Source organism: Sphingomonas naasensis, from assembly GCF_004792695.1.
GTDB lineage: Bacteria > Pseudomonadota > Alphaproteobacteria > Sphingomonadales > Sphingomonadaceae > Sphingomonas > Sphingomonas naasensis.
On the sequence record NZ_SRXU01000011.1, the window covers coordinates 29,536 to 48,225 of the forward strand.

Consider the following 18,690-nt stretch of genomic DNA (forward strand, 5'->3'; position numbering starts at 1 on the left):
AGAGTCCCCGGCCCGGAATCGCTATCGAAGCATATCCATTCGTTATGCTTGGGTAATAGACGCCGCGATCAGCGGCGGCGCGCGCCGCCGCCCATCCGCATCTTGGTCTGCTTTCCGTAACGCGTCTTGCGGGTGCCCGGCTTTCCTTCGTTCGACCGGCCCATGACCGGCGCCTTGCGATCGCCTTCGGGCAGGCCGAGCTCCTCGGCCTCGAGCGCGCGGATCTCGTCGCGCAGCCGGCCGGCCTCCTCGAATTCGAGATTGGCGGCGGCATCGCGCATCTTCTTCTCGAGTTCCTCGATATAGGCGCGGAGATTGTGGCCGACCATGTGCGGGCGATCGGCGTCGATCTCGACGGTGACCTGATCCTTCGACGCGACATGCGCGATGATGTCGCCGATGTTCTTCTTGACCGTCTCGGGCGTGATGCCGTGCTCGACATTATACGCCTGCTGCTTCTCGCGGCGGCGATTGGTCTCGGCGAGCGCGCGCTCCATGCTGCCGGTCATGCGGTCGGCATAGAGGATCACCCGCCCCTCGACGTTGCGCGCGGCGCGACCGATGGTCTGGACCAGCGAGGTCTCGGAGCGGAGGAAGCCCTCCTTGTCGGCATCGAGGATCGCGACCAGCCCGCATTCGGGGATGTCGAGCCCCTCGCGCAGCAGGTTGATGCCGACGAGCACGTCGTACACCCCCATGCGGAGATCGCGGATCAGCTCGATGCGCTCGAGCGTCTCGGTGTCCGAATGCATGTAGCGGACCTTGATCCCCGCCTCGTGCATATATTCGGTCAAATCCTCGGCCATGCGCTTGGTGAGCGTGGTCACCAGCGTGCGATAGCCGAGCGCGGCGGTCTTCTTGCACTCCTGGATCAGGTCCTGGACCTGCTCCTCGACCGGGCGGATCTCGACCGGCGGGTCGATCAGTCCGGTCGGGCGGATCACCTGCTCGACGAACACGCCGCCCGACTGCTCCATCTCCCACCCGCCCGGGGTCGCCGAGACATAGGTGGTCTGCGGACGCATCGCGTCCCATTCGTTAAACCGCAGCGGGCGGTTGTCGATCGCCGAGGGCAGGCGGAAGCCATATTCGGCAAGCGTGATCTTGCGCTTGTGATCGCCGCGCGACATGCCGTTGATCTGGCCGATCGTCTGGTGGCTCTCGTCGACGAAGAGCAGCGCGTTCTCAGGCAGATATTCGAACAGGGTGGGCGGCGGCTCGCCGGGCAGGCGCCCGGTGAGGAAGCGGCTGTAATTCTCGATGCCCGCGCAGCTGCCGGTAGCGGCGATCATCTCGAGGTCGAAATTGGTGCGCTGCTCGAGCCGCTGGTGCTCGAGCAATTTGCCTTCGGCCTCGAGCTCCTTCAGCCGCTCGGCGAGCTCGTGGCGGATGCCCTCCATCGCCTGCTTGAGCGTCGGCCCCGGCGTCACATAGTGCGAGTTGGCGAAGACGCGGACATAATCGAGGCTGGCGACCTTGGCGCCGGTCAGCGGATCGAACTCGGTGATCTCCTCGATCTCGTCGCCGAAGAACGAGATCCGCCACGCGGTGTCTTCATAGTGCGACGGGAAGATCTCGAGGCTGTCGCCGCGCACCCGGAAATTGCCGCGCGCGAACGCCTGGTCGTTGCGCTTGTACTGGAGCGCGACGAGCTTGCGGATGATCTCGCGCTGATCCTCGACCTTGCCCTTCTTCAGATCGAAGATCATCGCCGAATAGGTCTCGACCGAGCCGATGCCGTAGAGGCACGAGACCGAAGCGACGATGATCACGTCGTCGCGCTCGAGCAGCGCGCGGGTGGCCGAGTGACGCATCCGGTCGATCGCCTCGTTCACCGAGCTTTCCTTCTCGATGTAGGTATCCGACCGCGGCACATAGGCCTCGGGCTGGTAATAATCGTAATAGCTGACGAAATACTCGACTGCGTTCTCGGGGAAGAAGCTCTTGAACTCGCCATAGAGCTGCGCGGCGAGGATCTTGTTGGGCGCGAGGATCAGCGCCGGGCGCTGGAGCTCCTCGATCACCTTGGCCATGGTATAGGTCTTGCCCGAGCCGGTGACCCCGAGCAGCACCTGATCGCGCTCGCCGGCGCGCGCCTGCTCGACCAGCTCGGGGATCGCGAAGCGCTGATCGCCCGAAGGCTGATAGTCGCTGATCAGCTTGAACGCCCTGCCCCCCTCGACCTTTTCGGGGCGATTGGGGCGATGCGGGACGAAGCTCTGGCCGGTATCCGGCTCATCGAGACTGGTGCGGATCTGAATAGGCATCGCAGCGAATATGGGGCCTTTGCGCGAGGACGCAAACGATCGCGACTGTAGGAACCGGAAGCCGGCTTTTTGTAGGCGTTGGCGGGTCTAGAGTCGCAAGAGTCGCGATAGAACGACTCTCGCGTTGCGCCGGTAGGAAATCTTGTTGCGCAAGGCTGTAGGGAAATCGACGGCGTCAAAGAGCGCGGCCAGGCCTATGCCGGGCCGGACCGGCGCGCAGGGCAGCAGCCGAAATCCTACATTGCAAGGCGTGCAAGCCCGCATTGGCAGAGTGGCCATCGGTCGACACCGGCGCGACCCGACCTCTCGATATCTTGATCGTCCGCTCCGTAGACAGGAACCGGCGCTGACGGATATCAGGTTATGGGACGGTGCTAAAATCTCCTGCGGGTCGGAGGCTCTATCACCTGCCCCCGCTCCCGGCCGTCGGGGGCTCTTCTGACCCTCGGCAACACGAAATAGCCGAAGACCCCTCCGCTGGCCATTTCGTCGTACGCAATGTTCATCCTGGCCGTGTCCGCAATCGTCCACAGCTGGGACGGCACCGGTGTAAAGCCGTCATGGGATTCCATCGAATAGCATCTTGGAAGCGAGAGGATGCTGGAGGCGCCGGCGAGCGCCGAGAATTCCACGCCCTTGCGCTCGAAGATCTGCTTGTTGAACTGCGCGACGACACTCGTCCGCATTTCCCGCAACGCCTCGACCCGCTTGCCCACCGCCTCGAGGGGTGCGCTCATGATGTCGGCGCAGGGGGTGCCCAGATTCGGCGTTCCCATCATCATGAGGTGCACAACCTGTGGCTTGCGATCCGGGTAGATCGGCATCGACTGGTGGATATATTGCCGCGCGACGAGACCTCCCATCGTGTGCGCGACGATGTCCACATGCCACGCATTCGAGAATTCCTGCGCATATCGGATATAGCTTGCCAGTTCGGCGGCGTTTTGGCTGATCGTCTTGGTGGGTTTGAAGGACGTAGCGCTTTCGCCCATGTCCATCTTTCCCTTTTCCGGCCGTTCGCCAACCGCGAATGCCTGCCAGCCACCGTAATGCGTGTCGTTGAGCATGCTGGACCAGGCTCTCCACATCAACCAATCGGTCCAGTAGCCATGGACCAGCACGAGTGGCCTGGGCGCGAGGTTCAAATTACGTTCGAGATCGTCGATCTTCTTGTTCTTGTCCCAGATTTCGGCCTTGATAATCTGGCGCGACCTCTGCTGGCCGCTGTCGAACCAGGCATAGCCCGATGAATCCCACAAGAATTCAACGGTTTTCTCCTCGCCGGCCGCGACACTGAAAGAAATCTCCTTCAGTAGATCTGCATCTCTCGGGTCGGCCCCTTTCAAACTACTCCTATCCTTGAACACCAGCTTGGCAGACTGTTCCTCGCTTGAATCATTGGCGACGATCGCTTTCATTTTTACGATATTGCCGTCAATCGTGCGATTCTGAGGCGTGATCTCGCGCCATTCTTCCCAGTTAGGAAACTTCATGTCCTCGAACTTGAGGTCCACCATGCGAAGCGGCGAGCCGCACCGCCGGAGATTCCAGCGCAGCGTATCGGTGATGTTGCCATACGTCTTCGAGTAGCTGTTCGACAGATGATCGAGGTTGGAGAGCGGCGCGCGGTGCGAGCCGTCGGTGGAGAAGGAGATGGGGTCGGTGCGGCCGTAGGAAACCGGCACGGTGGTGCTGCCGCCTTCCTTGGGCTTGCACTGGCCGCTGTAGCTGCTCGAGTTGGAACCGGTACTCGTCGAATGGAGCGATGGCAGGGTGATGCCGATCGAATAGGCTCCGTTGGAGCTCATCGTGACGCCGAAGGTTGCAGGCACGCCCGGCGTCTCGGCGCGCGTTTCCCGTTTCGTGGTGAAGGAACCCGACATCGTCCGCGGCTGACGCTCACCGCTGCACATGAGCTGGTCCGTCGACGAACGGCTTTCGGAGAAAGTGAGCAGCGAGGTCGCCCTGGCCCTGGCGACGCTGTCCCCCGTCCGTTCGGGCGTCTCCCGGACCGTGATCAGCGCCGAATAGTCGTAACTCGTCGTCGAACTGGTGGTCTGAATGCCCTTGCCGGCGATCCGCGGCACGGACTTGGACACCGAACTCGTTTGCTTGCGCGTGAATTGAACCGACCCCGACCATCCCCTGACGCATTTGGCGGCGAGCGGGGCGGCGGCGGGCGGCGGCGGGTTCGCCGCGCTCGTGAGCATCAGGCCGAAAGCCAGTGACGGGATAAGTCGCAGCTTGCTCATCGACTCCCTCGAACATTGTCGGTCTGGCGTCGACCACGCCCGCATCGCTGCGGCGGATCCCCCCGATGCACCTGCGAACCGGGCTACAATAGGCCCCGGCGGCGTCCAAGCAGGCCACGGGGCATGCGGGCAGCCTTGGTCGCCGGAATGGCGACCTTCAACGCAAGGGTGGCAGATTGGCGTGATTCCGGGGTTCCGACGCGTCGATTTGCGAGCCGGACCGCGCCCGCTTTTGCGCGAAGCCAGGCCATGCGACCCCATCGGAAGTGGGTCGGACGCGGCCGCTTCCCACGAAGCCCGGATTGCCAAGCGACATCAATTCGGCTTTTGGAAGCGCAACACCTTCAGGGAACCATTTATGCGCGCCATCCTCGTCCTCGGAACCGCTGCACTTGCGCTCTCCGCCTGTCAGTCGGCCGAGGAGAAGCACGCCGCCGAGACCGGCGAGATCGAGGTGACCAATGCGCCGACCGCGCAGGTTGCGAAGCTGCTCAAGGCGGCTGCGCCGAAGACCGCCGCCAGGCCGGGGCTGTGGAAGGCCGCGCTACGGATCGAGAGCGTCGATGTCGGCCCCGGCAGCGACAATGCCGCGCAGCTCGCAATGGCGAAGAAGCTCGAGCGCGACGCGACCGAATGCAAGACCGCCGAGCAATTGAAGCCCTTCGACATCTCCAAACTCGAAAAGGCGGCGGGCGAGTGCACCTTCGTCCGCTATGTCGCCAAGGGCGGCAAGGTCGATGCCGAAATCCGCTGCAAGAAGCCCAACGGGCCGATCACCGAGCTGCGGATCAACGGCACCAGCGCGCCCACCGGCTTCGACGTCGGCATCGAGACCCGCACCGGCACGGCCGGCAAACCGGGCTTCTCGCTGGTCCGGATGCGCTCGACCGGCGCGCGCCTCGGCGAGTGCGCCGGCACGGCCGGCTGAGGCCGCTCAGTCGGTGCGGCGGCGATAGGCGATCCGCCACATCAGCGCAGCGATGATGGCGGAAATGACGGCGAGGAGCGCGCTCGACGCCAGCGCGCTGAGCCAGCGGAACAGCCAGGTGCGGCCGTCGATCTCGGGCATGGCGAACATCCCGAAGCCATAGGTCTGCGCCCCGACGAAGATCAGCATCGCAGTCATCGCGCCGACCAAAGCGGCATGCCAGGCGCGGCGCAGTCCGGCGACATGGAGCGCCAGCCAGATCGGGCCGCCGACCGCGGTGATCGCGATTCCCGAGAAGACGCTGCCGATCAGCCAGCCCTTGAGCAGGTTGAGCGGATCGCTCTGGCCGCCGAGCAGCACCAGCGCGAGCACGATGAGCCCGGCGAGCGCGCTGCCCGCGCCGAGCGCGAGCCCGGCGCGATCGATCGCGGTATCGTAGCGTTGCGGCGCGCGCGACGCGCGGCGATGGATCCGTTCCAGTGCCCCTCTCCCGGCCGCGAGAATAGTCCGTGGCGCGCGGCGCCTCAAGCGTTCAGCGGAGCCGCGCAAACCGGCCCGCGCGCACGCACTGCTCCACGCGTGCCATATCGGGGCGGGGCGGCGCCGCACCGAGCGGCGGCACATCGATCGGCACGCCGATCGCCACGGGCGCGAACCGCGCCGGATCGCTGCCGGCGCAGCGCAGCATCGCGTCGAGCATCTTCGGCGGCGTATCCCGGGCTTCGCGCGAGAGGCGGAAAGTGCCCCAATGGATCGGCAGCGCGAAGGGCCGGCCGAGCCCGTCCCACACCGCGAGCGCGCCCTGCGGGCCGATATGGCTGCCGCTCGCCATCTGCCCTTCCTCGAAGCGGAACGCGCCGATCGGGATCGCGGCGAAGCGGATCGGGCCGAGCGCCGCGGCCTCGGCCGGCCATTTGCCGTCGCCGAGCCCGGTATCGCCGGCGAAGAAGACATTGCCGTGGGGAAGCTGGACGACGAAGCTCGACCACAGCGCGCGATTGCGATCGGCGAACCAGCGGCTGTCCCAATGATGGTTGCGCGTGACCGTCACCGCGTAGCGCCGGCATCCCCGGACGCATTCATGGAGCGCATGGGGATCCTCGGCCCGGGTAGCGCCATCGAGGACGGTCTGCCCCCAGTCGAGCGCGACGCTGCGCACGCCGACGCTGCCGATCACCGCATCATTGCCCAGCGAGGTGACGATCTGCGGATGATCGCGGTCGCGGAGCCGCTCGAGCGTGGCGAGATCCATATGGTCGTAGTGATTGTGGCTGACGAGGACGAGGTCGATCCGGGGCAGGTCCTCGAAGCGCACGCCCGGCGCCGCGACGCGCGACGGGCCGAAGCCGAACGGGCCGGCGCGTTCGCTCCACACCGGATCGGTGAGGATGTTGATCCCGTCGGCCTGCACCAGCACGGTGGCGTGGCCGATCCAGGTGACCCGCATCGCCGCGCCTTCGACCCGCGCCGGCGGCTTCGACGGCTGCACCGCGACATCCGCGGGCCAGACGGGTTGCGTGGAATCGCCGAACAGCCGCTGCGCGATCAGCCGGGTGGGGCTCGGCCCGGCAGCAAGCCGGTCATCGTCGCCATCGGGATTGAAGAAATGCGCGCCGTCGAAATGCGCGCTCGCGGGGCCGCGATAATAGATGCGATCGAGGAAGTGCGGGAGGATGGTGATCGCGAGGCAGAGGACCACGACGATCCACAATAGCCCGGCAAGGGCAGGCTTGAGCAGGCGCATGCGCCCTTGTCGCGGGGGCCGCGCGCGCGATCAAGCTTGATCGCCCCCCGCCCGCTCCCCTAATCCGCGGGCCATGACCTTCGCGCTGCCCGAGACCCATGAAGACGCCGCCGCCGAGCTCGAACGGCTCGCGGCCGAGATCGCGCACCACAACCGGCTCTATCACGCCGAGGACGCACCCGAGATCAGCGACGCCAATTATGACGCGCTGATGCGCCGGAACACGGCGATCGAGGCGGCCTTTCCCGAGCTGGTGCGCAGCGATTCGCCGTCGAGGCTGGTCGGCGCCGCGCCGGGCGGGCGGCTCGCCAAGGTTGCGCATGCGCGGCCGATGTTCAGCCTGGACAACGCGTTCGCGGACGAAGACGTCGCCGATTTTCTCGGCCGGGTGCGGCGCTTTCTCGCGCTGGCGGAGAGCGAGCCGGTGGCGCTGACCGCCGAACCCAAGATCGACGGCCTGTCCTGCGCGCTGCGCTATGAGAAGGGGCGGCTCGTCCAGGCGCTCACCCGCGGCGACGGCCAGATCGGCGAGGACGTCACCGCCAATGTCCGCACCATCGCCGACATCCCGCAGGCGATCGAGGGCGCGCCCGACGTGTTCGAGGTGCGCGGCGAAGTGTACATGGCGAAGCAGGACTTCGCGGCGCTGAACGCACGGCTGCTCGCCGAGGCGGCGGAGACCGGCAAGGAAGCGCGCCAGTTCGCCAATCCGCGCAACGCCGCGGCGGGATCGCTGCGCCAGAAGGACGCGAGCGTCACTGCGTCGCGGCCGCTGCGCTTCCTCGCCTGGGGCTGGGGCGAAGTGACCGCGCTGCCGGGCGAGACGCAGACCGGCGTGATCGCGGCGATCCGCGCGATGGGCTTTCCGGTCTCGGACCTGTTCGTCGGCCCGGTCGCTCTCGACGCGGCGCTGGCGCAGTACAAGACGATCGAGGCGGTGCGCGCCGACCTGCCGTTCGATATCGACGGCGTCGTCTACAAGGTCGACCGGCTCGACTGGCAGAGCCGGCTCGGTTTCGTCGGCCGCGCCCCGCGCTGGGGCATCGCGCACAAATTCCCCGCCGAGCGGGCGCAGACGACGCTGCGCGCGATCGACATCCAGGTCGGGCGGACCGGCAAGCTCACTCCGGTCGCACGGCTCGAGCCGGTGACGGTGGGCGGCGTCGTCGTCACCAACGCGACGCTGCACAATGCCGACGAGATCGCGCGGCTGGGCGTTCGCCCGGGCGACCGCGTGATCCTGCAGCGCGCCGGCGACGTGATCCCGCAGATCGTCGAGAACCTGACCCGCGACGAGGCGCGCGCGCCATGGGCGTTCCCCGATCATTGCCCGATCTGCGATTCCGAAGCCGTCGCCGAGGAAGGCGAAGTCGATATCCGCTGCACCGGCGGGCTGATCTGCCCGGCGCAGCGGCTCGAGCGGCTCAAGCATTTCGTCAGCCGCGGCGCGCTCGACATCGAGGGGCTGGGCGAGAAGACGCTGGCCGAGCTGCTCGATCTCGGCTGGATCGCCGAGCCCGCCGACATCTTCCGCCTCGCCGCGCATCGCGATGACCTGCTCGGGCGCGAGGGCTGGCAGGAAAAGTCAGTCGACGCGCTGCTCGCCGCGATCGAGGCCAAGCGCGCGCCCGACGCCGCCCGGCTGCTGTTCGGCCTCGGCATCCGCCACATCGGCGCGATCACCGCGCGCGACCTTTTGAAGCGCTACACCACGCTCGCCGCGCTGCAGGCGCTCGCCGACGAGGTCATCGCGCTCCGCGACGCCACGCCCGCCCAGCTCGGCGAGACCGAAGCAAAGCATCGCGCCCGGCTCGACAAGGCGATCGCCGAGCATATCGGCGTCGAGAATGTCGGCGGCGCGGTCGGCCAGGCACTCGCCGACTTCTTCCACGAACCGCATAATCGCGACGTCTGGGCAGACCTGCTCGGCGAGGTTTCACCGCCGCCCTTCGTCGTCGAGACCCGCGCCTCGCAGGTCACCGGCCAGACGCTGGTGTTCACCGGCAGCCTCGAGACGCTGAGCCGCGACGAAGCCAAGGCGCAGGCCGAATCGCTCGGCGCGCGCGTCGCCGGATCGGTGTCGGCGAAGACCGATCTGGTGATCGCCGGGCCGGGCGCGGGATCGAAGCTCAAAAAGGCCGCCGAGCTGGGCATCAAGGTCATTTCGGAAGCGGAATGGGTGGAGATCGTCGCTGCGGTTAAGTGACCTTTTTGCAACGCACAAAAATGAATCAACTGTTACCAACAGCTTGGTTGAGCGTCCCCGATTGACTGTCATCGAGTCGACATAATTGAATTCCATGGGCGGCCGCGACGGTGAACCGCACCGCGTGATTTGTGCACCTAGGGCACTCCGAAAGGGACATTCTAAGAAATGCGCACCAAGCTTTTTGCGGGCGTGGCTTTTGCCGCGCTGTTGATTCCGGCGAGCGCCTACGCGCAGTCGACCGGTACGATCGACTTCGAGGAGGGCGGCGAGGAAGTCGTCGTCACCGGCACGCGCACGCAGAACGGCGTGAACGGCATCGTGGTTCCGGACACCACGAAGACCCGCGGCGTGCTGAACCAGGAGTTCATCCAGCGCCAGGCGCCGGGCCAGTCGGTCAACGACCTGATCAACCAGCTGCCGGGCGTGAGCTACACCAACAACGATCCGTTCGGCTCGTCGGGTGGCTCGCTCAACATCCGCGGCTTCGAATCGACCCGCATCAGCCAGACCTTCGACGGCATCCCGCTCAATGACTCGGGCAACTATGCCATCTACGGCAACCAGCAGCTCGACCCCGAGCTGATCGAGCAGGTCAACGTCAACATGGGCACCACCGACGTGGACAGCCCGACCGCCGGCGCCACCGGCTCGACGGTGAACTACCGCACGCGCACCCCGGGCGAGGATTTCGGCGTCAAGCTGATCGGCTCGGCGGGCGATTTCGACTTCTTCCGCATCTTCGGCATGGTCGACACCGGCACCTTCACGTCGTTCGGCACCCGCGCCTTCGTCTCGGCGAGCACGGCGCGCAACCATTCGCCGTTCAACGCCCGTGCGCAGGTCGAGAAGCAGCAGTACAACGCCAAGCTGTACCAGCCGCTGGGCGACAATGGCGACTTCATCGCAATCGCCGGCCACTACAACGAGAACCGCAACAACTTCCAGGGCTCGGTGCCGCTGCGTACCGATCTGCGGCAGCTTTCGGCGGCCGGTGTGGACCTCGGCGCGCGCAACGTCGGCCCCAACTCGAGCGACCGCTTCCCGATCACGCGGGACGAGCGCGAATACACCGTGCCGCTCTGCCAGATCACCAACACCCAGCGTGCCGGCATCGCCGACACCGCGAACAGCTGCGGCTCGGTCTTCGACGAGCGCTTCAACCCGTCGAACACCGGCAACATCCGCATCAACTCGCGCTTCACGCTGGCCGAAGGCCTCGTCCTCGCGGTCGATCCGAGCTTCCAGTACACCAAGGCGAATGGCGGCGGCACCGTCGTCGGCCAGGAAGTGCGTCGCGACGTGAACCCGACCGGCGGCGCCGCGAACTGCAACACCACGCCGAACGGCGCGGCGGTGAGCTGCCAGGTCGGCTATATCGGCGGCACGCCCTATTTCGGCCGTGACCTCAACGGCGACGGCGACACGCTCGACACCGTCCGCCTGCTCGCGCCGAGCCAGACACAGACCTATCGCATCGGCGTGATCTCGTCGCTGCGCTACACGGTTTCGCCCGGCCAGACCGTCCGCGTCGCCTACACCTGGGATCGCGCGCGTCACCGCCAGACCGGCGAGACCGGCTTCCTGCAGTATAACGGCAAGCCTTTCGACGTCTTCCCGGTCAACGATCCGGTGCTCGACGTGAACGGCCGTGCGCTCCAGAAGCGCGACCGTCTGTCCTACGCCATCCTGCACCAGCTCGCGGCGCAGTATAATGGCGAGTTCTTCGACGGCACGCTGCGCGTCGACGCCGGCATCAGCTACAAGATCCTGCGCCGCAACCTGAACAACTATTGCGCCACGTCGAGCGCGGCGGGCTTCGTCGAGTGCTTCGGTTCGGACAGCGCCGCCCAGGCGGCCTGGCTCGCTGCCAACCCGACGCAGACCGTTCCCGCGGCGGCCAATGTCGACGGCGCGACCTGCGTGGCCGGCGCAGTCAACTGCACCTTCCCGACCCAGGGGCCGCAGCAGCGCATCGTCAACTACAAGCGCGCACTGCCGAACATCGGTTATGTCGCCGACATCACCGACAAGCTGTCGCTCTACGGCAACTTCTCGCAGAGCATCCAGGTCCCGGGTACGGACAACCTGTACAACGCGTTCTTCTATCCGGTGACCGCCGACCAGGCGAACCCGAAGCCGGAGACCACCGACAACCTCGAAACCGGTCTGCGCTATCGCTCGTCGAAGGTGCAGGCGCAGGTCGCGGCGTGGTACACCAACTATGAGAACCGTCTGGCCTCGTCGTACGACGCAGAGCTCGACAAGACCGTGTACCGCAACCTCGGCAAGGTGAAGCGCTTCGGCTTCGACGGCACGATCGCCTATCGCCCGATCAGCGCGCTGAGCGTCTATGCCTTCGGTTCGTATCTCGAATCGGAGATCCAGGACGACGTCGTCGCCGGCCGCACGTCGACGGGAGCGCCGATCTACGCCGCCACCAAGGGCAAGCGTGAATCGAACGCGCCGATCTACACCTTCGGCGGTGGCGCACAGGCCACTCTCGGCTTCGTCGATCTCGGCTTCAACGTGAAGCGGACCGGCCCGCGCTACATCTACGACACCAACGAGCCGGTGCAGCAGATCGTCGCCGTGGTGAACCCGCCGGCCGGCCAGCCGACCACCCGTACGATCCAGGTGTTCGGCAACAAGGTCCCCGCCTATACGCTCGTCGACTTCAACGCGCGTCTCCCGCTCACCTGGGCAGGTCTGAACGACAAGACCTACTTCCAGCTCAATGTGCTCAACGTGTTCGACGAGCTGTGGGTGAGCTCGCTCAACAGCGGCAACGGCGCGCTGAACCAGGGCCCGACCTTCAACGGCACCGGTGCGATCACTGCGTACGGCAACGCGCCGAACTCGCAGATCGGCTACCCGCGCACCTTCATGGGTTCGCTGGTGGTGGGCTTCTAAGCCCGCGCCTTCGGGAACGGAAAAGACCGCCGCTCCAGCGATGGAGCGGCGGTTTTCTTTTGTGGGAAGTATCACCGCGGCGTTCTGGTCATGATGTGGTTGCTCCCCGGCGAAGGCCGGGGCCCAGCCTCGGCGAACCAAGCGAGCAGAGACCGCTCTCTCGAAACGCACCGCGACTGGGCCCCGGCCTTCGCCGGGGAACAGGCTCATCGAAACGGAACGCTCAATCCGGGATCGCGGAGACCTCGACGATCTCGATCGCTTCGGGCCGGCCGTTGAAATCGACTCGTTCGCCTGCCTCGGCGCCGAGCAGCGCCTGGGCGAGCGGCGCGGAGAAGGCCAGCCGATCGGCATGCGGATCGGCCTCGTCATGGCCGACCACGTCGATCGCCCGTTCCTTGCCTGCCAGCCGGACGCGCACGCGCGAGCCGATACCGACCACGCCATCCTCGGGCGGCGGCGCGATCTCGGCCGTGGTGCGCCGGGTGTTCCAATAGCGCAGCTCGCGCTTCAGCGCCTCGCGCGCCTCGTCCTCGGGCTCGGCGGCAATCGCGCCTTCGAGTTCGGCCACCCTGGCCTCGATCAGCGCCAGCCCGCGCGCCGTGACCAGATTGGGGCCGGCCGGAAGCGGGATCTCGAACTTCGGTTCCTTATGTTCCTCGTCGCTGTCGCGACGGAAGGCGACGCTCATGTCTGCGGCAATTCCTCTAGCGTGGACGATACCTTCCAAAGATCGATCGCGCCTTCGGTTGCATGGGTATCGATTTCGGCGAGCTCGGCATCGGTGAAGTCGAGCCGGTTGACCGCGTCGAGCGAATTGTCGAGCTGTTCGACCGTGCGTGCGCCGATCAGCGCCGAAGTCACCCGGGGATCGCGCAGCACCCAGGCGATCGCCATCTGCGCGAGCGTCTGGCCGCGGCGTTCGGCGATCGCGTTGAGCGCGCGGATCCGGGCGATGTTCTCGTCGCCGAGCAGGCCCTGACTGAGCGAGCCGCCCTTTGCGGCACGCGCATCGGTGGGGACGCCGTTCAGATATTTGGACGAGAGCATGCCCTGGGCGAGCGGCGAAAAGGCGATGCAGCCGGTGCCGATCTCGCCGAGCGTATCGAGCAGATCGCCCTCGATCCAGCGATTGAGCATCGAATAGCTCGGCTGGTGGATGAGCAGCGGCACCTTGTGCTCGGCGAGGATCGCGGCGGCGCGGCGAGTCAGCTCGGGCGAATAGCTCGAGATGCCGACATAGAGCGCCTTGCCCTGCCGGTGGATCTGGGCGAGCGCGCCCATCGTCTCCTCGAGCGGAGTCTTCGGATCGACGCGGTGCGAATAGAAGATGTCGACATAATCGAGCCCCATGCGCTGGAGGCTCTGATCGCACGAGGCGATGAGATATTTCTTCGATCCGCCGACATCGCCGTACGGCCCGGGCCACATGTCCCAGCCCGCCTTGGTCGAGACGATCAGCTCGTCGCGATGCGGCGCGAAATCGGCCGCCATCACCCGGCCGAAATTCTCCTCGGCCGAGCCATAAGGTGGGCCGTAATTGTTCGCGAGATCGAAATGGGTGACGCCGCGATCGAACGCGCGGCGCAGCATCGCGCGGCCGGTCTCGAATATGTCGGTGCCGCCGAAATTCTGCCAGAGCCCGAGGCTGATCGCCGGCAGATCGAGCCCAGACCGACCGCAGCGGCGATAGGGCATGCGGCCGTCGTAGCGGGCGGGATCGGCGTGCCAGGGCTGCGGATAGGGCATGGGTCTCAAATCTCCGACGCGTGAGCCGGACGCTGTAGCCGATCCGGCGGCGCGGCACAGCCGCCAAGCGTCCTATAATGGAGGGTGACGTCTGCTACCGAAAATGAAGGATTGAACGTGCCGCGTTTGGCGCTCGTCATGATCGTCCGCAACGAGGCGCGCTGCATCGCGCGCTGCCTGACAAGCGCGCGACCGCACGTCGATGCGATGATCGTGCTCGACACCGGATCGACCGACGACACTGTGGCGATCGCGCGGAGCTGCGGCGCGACGCTGCACCATTTCGCGTGGTGCGACGATTTCGCAGCGGCGCGCAACGCGGCGCTCGCGCATTCGAACGCCGACTGGAACCTGATCCTCGACGCCGACGAGTGGATCGCGGACGATGCCCGCGCGCTCGGCCCCGGCACGCTGCCGCCGGCGCCCGCGCCGGCGCGCTTCGTCGGCTGCGTGCGGATCATCAGCGGCAGCGATGCGGCGGCGGCGCGCAAGTTCATCCCGCGGATTCTGCCGCGCGGGGTGCGCTACGAAGGCCGGATCCACGAACAGCCGGTATCGCCGCTGCCGAAGACGGTGCTGCCGCTTGCGCTGCGCCATGATGGGTTCGAGGCGGCGCAGCTCGCGCGCAAGGCGGGGCGCAACGAAGCGCTGCTGCGCGCCGAACTCGAGGCGCACCCGCAGGATTCGTATCTCTGGTTCCAGCTCGGCCGCGAGCATCTGGTGCGTGGGCAGGCGGGCGATGCCGCCGACGCCTTGCTGACGGCGCACCGCACCGGATCGCCGGGCGATGCGTGGCGCCACGGGGTGGTGGTCGCGACGCTGCAGGCGCTCAAGCGCGCCGCGCGCCTCGACGAAGCGCTCGCCTTCGCCGACGCCGAGCATGGCCATTGGCCGCGCTCGCCCGATTTCTATTTCGGGGTCGCCGATCTCTATCTCGAGGCCGCGAGCCGCCGCCCCGATCGGGCGATGCAGGATTATCTGCCGATCGTCGAAGGCGCGTGGAAACGCTGCCTCGAGATCGGCGAGCAGCCCGGTCTCGACGGCTCGGTCGAAGGCTGTGGCAGCTGGCTCGCCGCGCAGAACCTCGCGATGTTCTACGAATCGCTCGGCATCGACGACGACGCGGCCTTCCATGCCGAGATGGCCGCGGGCATGCGCGGCCGGCTGGCGGCCTAGACGGTGAAGCTCTCGCCGCAGCCGCAGCTGCCCTTGGCGTTGGGGTTCTGGAAGACGAAGCCGGCGGTGAAATCATCCTCCTGCCAGTCCATCGTCGAGCCGATCAGATAGAGGATCGAGCCGCCATCGACATAGAAGGTGCCGCCGGGCGTCTCGATCTTCTCGTCGAAAGGATTGGCCGCGGCGACGTAATCGACCGAATAGGCGAGCCCCGAACAGCCGCGCCGCGGGGTCGACAGCTTGACGCCCACCGTGCCTTCGGGCGCCTTGGCCATCAGATCGGCGATGCGCTGCTCGGCGGCGGCAGTGAGCTTGAGCGCGGGCGGACGTTCGCGGACCGCAACCATCACAGCATCCCCAGTTCGAGCTTGGCCTCGTCGCTCATCTTCTGCGGGTCCCAGGGCGGATCCCAGACGAGATTGACTTCGGCATGGCCGATCCCGGGCACCGAGCCGACACGCAGCTCGACCTCGCCGGGCATCGATTCGGCCACCGGGCAATGCGGGGTGGTCAGCGTCATCTGCACCGCGGCATGGCCATCGGCGGTGATGTCGACGCCATAGATCAGCCCGAGATCGTAGATGTTCACCGGGATCTCGGGATCGTAGATTTCCTTGAGCGCCTCGATCACCGATTCATACAATGCGCCGCCGGGCTCGCCCGCGGGATGCGGCTCGGGTTTCTGCTGGAGAAAGCCGGTCAGATAGTCGCGCTTGCGCTCGAAGGTCTCGTGCACGCCGTCGGCCGATCCCTCGGTCGGCGCATCAACAGCGTCGACGCGCGCCTTGGGCGGCGCCTCGACGGCGTCGACTTCCTCAATCGCGATCTTGCGTTCCTCGTTCACCCGAAAATCCTCGTCACGCGCTCGATACCCTTCACCAGCGCGGCGATGTCGTCCGCGCCATTATACACGCCGAAGCTCGCCCGCGCCGTCGCCGGCACGCCCAGCGCGTCCATCAAAGGCTGGGCGCAATGATGGCCGGCGCGGATCGCGACATTGGCTTCATCCAAGATGGTGGCGACGTCGTGCGGATGCACCCCCTCGACCGCGAAACTGACGATCCCCGCGCTGTCTTCGGGGCCGAACAGCCGGACGCTGTTGATCTGGCCGAGCGCCTCGCGCGCCTGGCGGACGAGCGCGGTCTCGTGCGCATGGATGCGATCGAGCCCGATGCGCTCGACATAGTCGACCGCGGCATGCAGCCCGACCACGCCGATGATGTGCGGGGTGCCCGCCTCGAAGCGGCCGGGCGGCGGCGCGTAGGTGGCCTTCGCGAAGGTGACGCGGTCGATCATCGATCCGCCACCTTGCCAGGGCGGCATCGCGTCGAGCAATTCGTAGCGCCCCCAGAGCACGCCGATCCCGGTGGGGCCGTAGAGCTTGTGGCCCGAGAAGACGTAGAAGTCGCAGCCGATCGCGGCGACGTCGACCGGCAGGCGCGGCACGGCCTGGCAGCCGTCGAGCAGGATCTTGGCGCCGACCGAATGGGCGATCTCGGTGGCGCGCCTCGCGTCGAGCACCGAGCCGAGCACGTTGGAGACATGCGCGAGCGCGACGAGCTTGTGCGCGGGGGTGATCATCGCCGCCATCGCGTCGAGATCGATGCGCTGATCGGCGGTGAGCGGGATCACGTCGATATGTGCGCCGACCTTTTCGGCGACCATCTGCCAAGGCACGATATTGGAGTGATGCTCGAGCATCGACAGCAGGATGCGGTCCCCGCGCTTCAGAAAATGGGGACTGTCCCTATTTTCCAGCAGACATGCGGCGACGAGGTTGATCGCCTCGGTCGCGCCGCGAACGAAGACCGTCTCCTGCGGCTTGCCGCCGATGAACCTGGCGACCCGCTCGCGCGCCGCCTCGAACGCCAAGGTCATGTCGGCCGAGCGCTGGTACACGCCGCGATGGACGGTGGCATAGGTCTCGCCATAGCCGCGGTTGATCGCGTCGAGCACGGGCTTCGGCTTCTGCGAAGTCGCGGCGGTGTCGAGATAGGCCCAGCCCGCCGGGATCGCCGGGAAATCGGCAAGCAGATCGAGCGGGCGGGTGTCGGTGGTCACGCTCACAGCGCAGCCTCCAGCCACCGCGCCGCATCGGCCTCGAACGCCGCGCGGACAGCGTCGTCGCCGATCCGCCCGAGCGCGTCTGCGACGAAGGCGTGGGTGAGCAGCGCCTTGGCGCGCGCCTCGTCGATGCCGCGGCTCTGGAGATAGAACAGCGCGCGGGCATCGAGCTCGCCGACCGTCGCGCCATGGGCGCACTTCACGTCGTCGGCGAAGATCTCGAGCTCTGGCTTGAGGTTCACCGTCGCCGCGCGCTCGAGCAACAGCCCGCGCAGCGACTGCTCGCCATCGGTCTGCTGCGCGCCGCGCGCGACTTCGACACGGGCGGCGAGGCTGGCGACCGATCGGTTCGCCGCGACCGCACGCCACAGCTGGCGCGAGGTGCCTTCGATCGCCTCGTGCCGGACCGCGACCGCGGCTTCCTGCTTCTGCGTGCCCGAAGTGAGCAGCGCGCCGCCCATCTCGGCGAACGCGCCCTTGCCGGTGAGCGTCAGCGCGCCGTCGATCCGGCTGCCCATGCCGCCGGCACCGAGGAAGATCGAGACGAGGCTGGCCGCCTCGCCGATCACCGCCTCGTCGCGGAGCGACACGAAGCCGTCGGCCTGGAGCAGCCGCACCGAGCGCATCAGCCGCGCGCCGCGGGCGAGGTCGAACCGGGCGAAGCGATTGGCCCAGCCGGTCCCGGCATAGGTCTCGACCATGGTCGCCACGGCATCCTCGCCGAGCGCGATCCGCGCGGGGACATGGCTCTCACCGCCCGAGCCGAGATGGACGATCTGGATCCCGGTGACCGCCGCTTCGGCCTCGAGCGACAGCACCCAGCCCTCGCCTTCGGCCATCCCGCCGAGCGGATGCACGGTCTCGGGCGCCCAGCGCGCGACCTTGACCGGGCCGGGCCGGCTGTGCGCGGGCTCGAACACGCCGTCGACGAAGAGCAGGCGCGGGCCGTCACCATCGAGAAAGAGATCGGCGGGCCTGATACCGGCGTCGCGCGGTTCGGCGTCGGCCGCCGCCTTGAGCGTCGCCATGTCGGCCCAGCGCCATTCCTCGAGCCGCGGCGAAGGAAGTTCGAGAATGGTCATGCCGCTGTCCGCCATGCCGCGACGACGGCATCCAGCCGGACTTGCGCCTTGTCTTCGACGCACTGCGAGAGCTGCTTCCGCGTCGCCGGATTGTCGAGCATGCAGGCCCGGGCCGCCTCGCATGGAATCGCGTCGAGCTCGGGCCGGCCGGTCGGATTGGTGACGCGGCAACGCTCCAGCACCAGCTTTCCGCGGCGCCGGGGCGCCTTTATGTCGACTTCGATCAGGCGCATCTTGCGCGACAGCACGAGAATTTCCTCTTCGGGCGGCGGCGCCGGCGGCGCGCTCTGGAGCATGAGGAGCATGGCC

General features: G+C 66.9%; 15 protein-coding genes. 4 read left to right on the forward strand and 11 right to left on the reverse strand.

Translation table 11 applies throughout. The features are described 5' to 3' along the window. Positions 1 to 68: 68 nt before the first annotated feature. Together uvrB and E5A74_RS19280 are read right to left on the reverse strand one after the other, a co-directional pair. Positions 69 to 2,267 carry an excinuclease ABC subunit UvrB gene (gene uvrB / locus E5A74_RS19275; protein WP_135987255.1) on the reverse strand — a complete coding sequence of 733 codons (2,199 nt, stop codon included), beginning with the start codon at positions 2,265 to 2,267 and terminating at the stop codon, positions 69 to 71. Between the two features lie 374 nt (positions 2,268 to 2,641). Then, on the reverse strand, positions 2,642 to 4,519 hold the full coding sequence (locus tag E5A74_RS19280) for an esterase/lipase family protein (RefSeq protein WP_166745639.1): 1,878 nt from the start codon (positions 4,517 to 4,519) through the stop codon (positions 2,642 to 2,644). Positions 4,520 to 4,877: 358 nt separating this feature from the next. Here E5A74_RS19280 and E5A74_RS19285 point away from each other — a divergent pair, with 358 nt between their 5' ends. Beyond that, entirely contained in the window at positions 4,878 to 5,447 is a 570-nt protein-coding gene (locus E5A74_RS19285; RefSeq protein WP_135987257.1) for a DUF3617 domain-containing protein, read from the forward strand. Positions 5,448 to 5,453: 6 nt separating this feature from the next. On the opposite strand, the gene E5A74_RS19290 is transcribed toward E5A74_RS19285, so the two are convergent. Both E5A74_RS19290 and E5A74_RS19295 read right to left on the reverse strand, forming a co-directional pair. Beyond that, complete coding sequence (locus E5A74_RS19290; RefSeq protein WP_240699889.1) at positions 5,454 to 5,975, reverse strand: hypothetical protein; 522 nt, start codon at positions 5,973 to 5,975, stop codon at positions 5,454 to 5,456. 4 nt (positions 5,976 to 5,979) lie between these two features. Continuing rightward, a complete protein-coding gene (locus E5A74_RS19295) occupies positions 5,980 to 7,191 on the reverse strand; it encodes an MBL fold metallo-hydrolase (protein ID WP_135987258.1) in 1,212 nt (403 codons plus the stop codon). A gap of 73 nt (positions 7,192 to 7,264) precedes the next feature. On the opposite strand from E5A74_RS19295, the gene ligA reads away from it, so the two are divergent. Both ligA and E5A74_RS19305 read left to right on the forward strand, forming a co-directional pair. Further along, entirely contained in the window at positions 7,265 to 9,397 is a 2,133-nt protein-coding gene (gene ligA, locus E5A74_RS19300) for an NAD-dependent DNA ligase LigA (protein ID WP_135987259.1), read from the forward strand. 168 nt (positions 9,398 to 9,565) lie between these two features. Next, entirely contained in the window at positions 9,566 to 12,310 is a 2,745-nt protein-coding gene (locus tag E5A74_RS19305) for a TonB-dependent receptor (RefSeq protein ID WP_135987260.1), read from the forward strand. 223 nt (positions 12,311 to 12,533) lie between these two features. Here the strand turns inward: E5A74_RS19305 and E5A74_RS19310 are convergent, their stop codons facing one another. Both E5A74_RS19310 and mgrA read right to left on the reverse strand, forming a co-directional pair. Beyond that, entirely contained in the window at positions 12,534 to 13,001 is a 468-nt protein-coding gene (locus E5A74_RS19310; protein ID WP_135987261.1) for a GreA/GreB family elongation factor, read from the reverse strand. Then, the gene (gene mgrA / locus E5A74_RS19315) at positions 12,998 to 14,059 is read right to left on the reverse strand and encodes an L-glyceraldehyde 3-phosphate reductase (protein ID WP_135987262.1); all 1,062 of its coding nucleotides are present in this window, start codon (positions 14,057 to 14,059) and stop codon (positions 12,998 to 13,000) included. Before mgrA ends, E5A74_RS19310 begins: the two co-directional genes overlap by 4 nt. A 117-nt stretch (positions 14,060 to 14,176) precedes the next feature. On the opposite strand from mgrA, the gene E5A74_RS19320 reads away from it, so the two are divergent. After that, positions 14,177 to 15,235, forward strand: coding sequence for a glycosyltransferase (locus E5A74_RS19320; protein ID WP_240699890.1), 1,059 nt, complete (start codon positions 14,177 to 14,179; stop codon positions 15,233 to 15,235). On the opposite strand, the gene E5A74_RS19325 is transcribed toward E5A74_RS19320, so the two are convergent. The 5 genes from E5A74_RS19325 to E5A74_RS19345 are packed head-to-tail and all read right to left on the reverse strand — an operon-like array spanning position 15,232 to position 18,686. Then, positions 15,232 to 15,582, reverse strand: coding sequence for a HesB/IscA family protein (locus E5A74_RS19325; RefSeq protein ID WP_135987263.1), 351 nt, complete (start codon positions 15,580 to 15,582; stop codon positions 15,232 to 15,234). The genes E5A74_RS19320 and E5A74_RS19325 overlap by 4 nt on opposite strands. Continuing rightward, complete coding sequence (locus E5A74_RS19330; protein ID WP_135987264.1) at positions 15,582 to 16,079, reverse strand: SUF system Fe-S cluster assembly protein; 498 nt, start codon at positions 16,077 to 16,079, stop codon at positions 15,582 to 15,584. The genes E5A74_RS19325 and E5A74_RS19330 overlap by 1 nt, the downstream gene beginning before the upstream one ends. Beyond that, positions 16,076 to 17,302, reverse strand: a complete 1,227-nt coding sequence (locus E5A74_RS19335; protein ID WP_135987265.1) for a cysteine desulfurase — start codon at positions 17,300 to 17,302, stop codon at positions 16,076 to 16,078. The genes E5A74_RS19330 and E5A74_RS19335 overlap by 4 nt, the downstream gene beginning before the upstream one ends. Further along, positions 17,299 to 18,381, reverse strand: coding sequence for a SufD family Fe-S cluster assembly protein (locus tag E5A74_RS19340; protein ID WP_135987266.1), 1,083 nt, complete (start codon positions 18,379 to 18,381; stop codon positions 17,299 to 17,301). The genes E5A74_RS19335 and E5A74_RS19340 overlap by 4 nt, the downstream gene beginning before the upstream one ends. Beyond that, on the reverse strand, positions 18,378 to 18,686 hold the full coding sequence (locus tag E5A74_RS19345; protein ID WP_135987267.1) for a hypothetical protein: 309 nt from the start codon (positions 18,684 to 18,686) through the stop codon (positions 18,378 to 18,380). Before E5A74_RS19345 ends, E5A74_RS19340 begins: the two co-directional genes overlap by 4 nt. Positions 18,687 to 18,690: the final 4 nt, after the last annotated feature.

Coding starts and splice junctions, on each gene's coding strand:
- uvrB (WP_135987255.1), bottom strand. CDS start 2,267: ATGCCTATTCAGATCCGCACCAGTCTCGATGAGCCGGATACCGGCCAG.
- E5A74_RS19280 (WP_166745639.1), bottom strand. CDS start 4,519: ATGAGCAAGCTGCGACTTATCCCGTCACTGGCTTTCGGCCTGATGCTC.
- E5A74_RS19285 (WP_135987257.1), top strand. CDS start 4,878: ATGCGCGCCATCCTCGTCCTCGGAACCGCTGCACTTGCGCTCTCCGCC.
- E5A74_RS19295 (WP_135987258.1), bottom strand. CDS start 7,191: ATGCGCCTGCTCAAGCCTGCCCTTGCCGGGCTATTGTGGATCGTCGTG.
- ligA (WP_135987259.1), top strand. CDS start 7,265: ATGACCTTCGCGCTGCCCGAGACCCATGAAGACGCCGCCGCCGAGCTC.
- E5A74_RS19305 (WP_135987260.1), top strand. CDS start 9,566: ATGCGCACCAAGCTTTTTGCGGGCGTGGCTTTTGCCGCGCTGTTGATT.
- E5A74_RS19310 (WP_135987261.1), bottom strand. CDS start 13,001: ATGAGCGTCGCCTTCCGTCGCGACAGCGACGAGGAACATAAGGAACCG.
- mgrA (WP_135987262.1), bottom strand. CDS start 14,059: ATGCCCTATCCGCAGCCCTGGCACGCCGATCCCGCCCGCTACGACGGC.
- E5A74_RS19325 (WP_135987263.1), bottom strand. CDS start 15,582: ATGGTTGCGGTCCGCGAACGTCCGCCCGCGCTCAAGCTCACTGCCGCC.
- E5A74_RS19340 (WP_135987266.1), bottom strand. CDS start 18,381: ATGACCATTCTCGAACTTCCTTCGCCGCGGCTCGAGGAATGGCGCTGG.
- E5A74_RS19345 (WP_135987267.1), bottom strand. CDS start 18,686: ATGCTCCTCATGCTCCAGAGCGCGCCGCCGGCGCCGCCGCCCGAAGAG.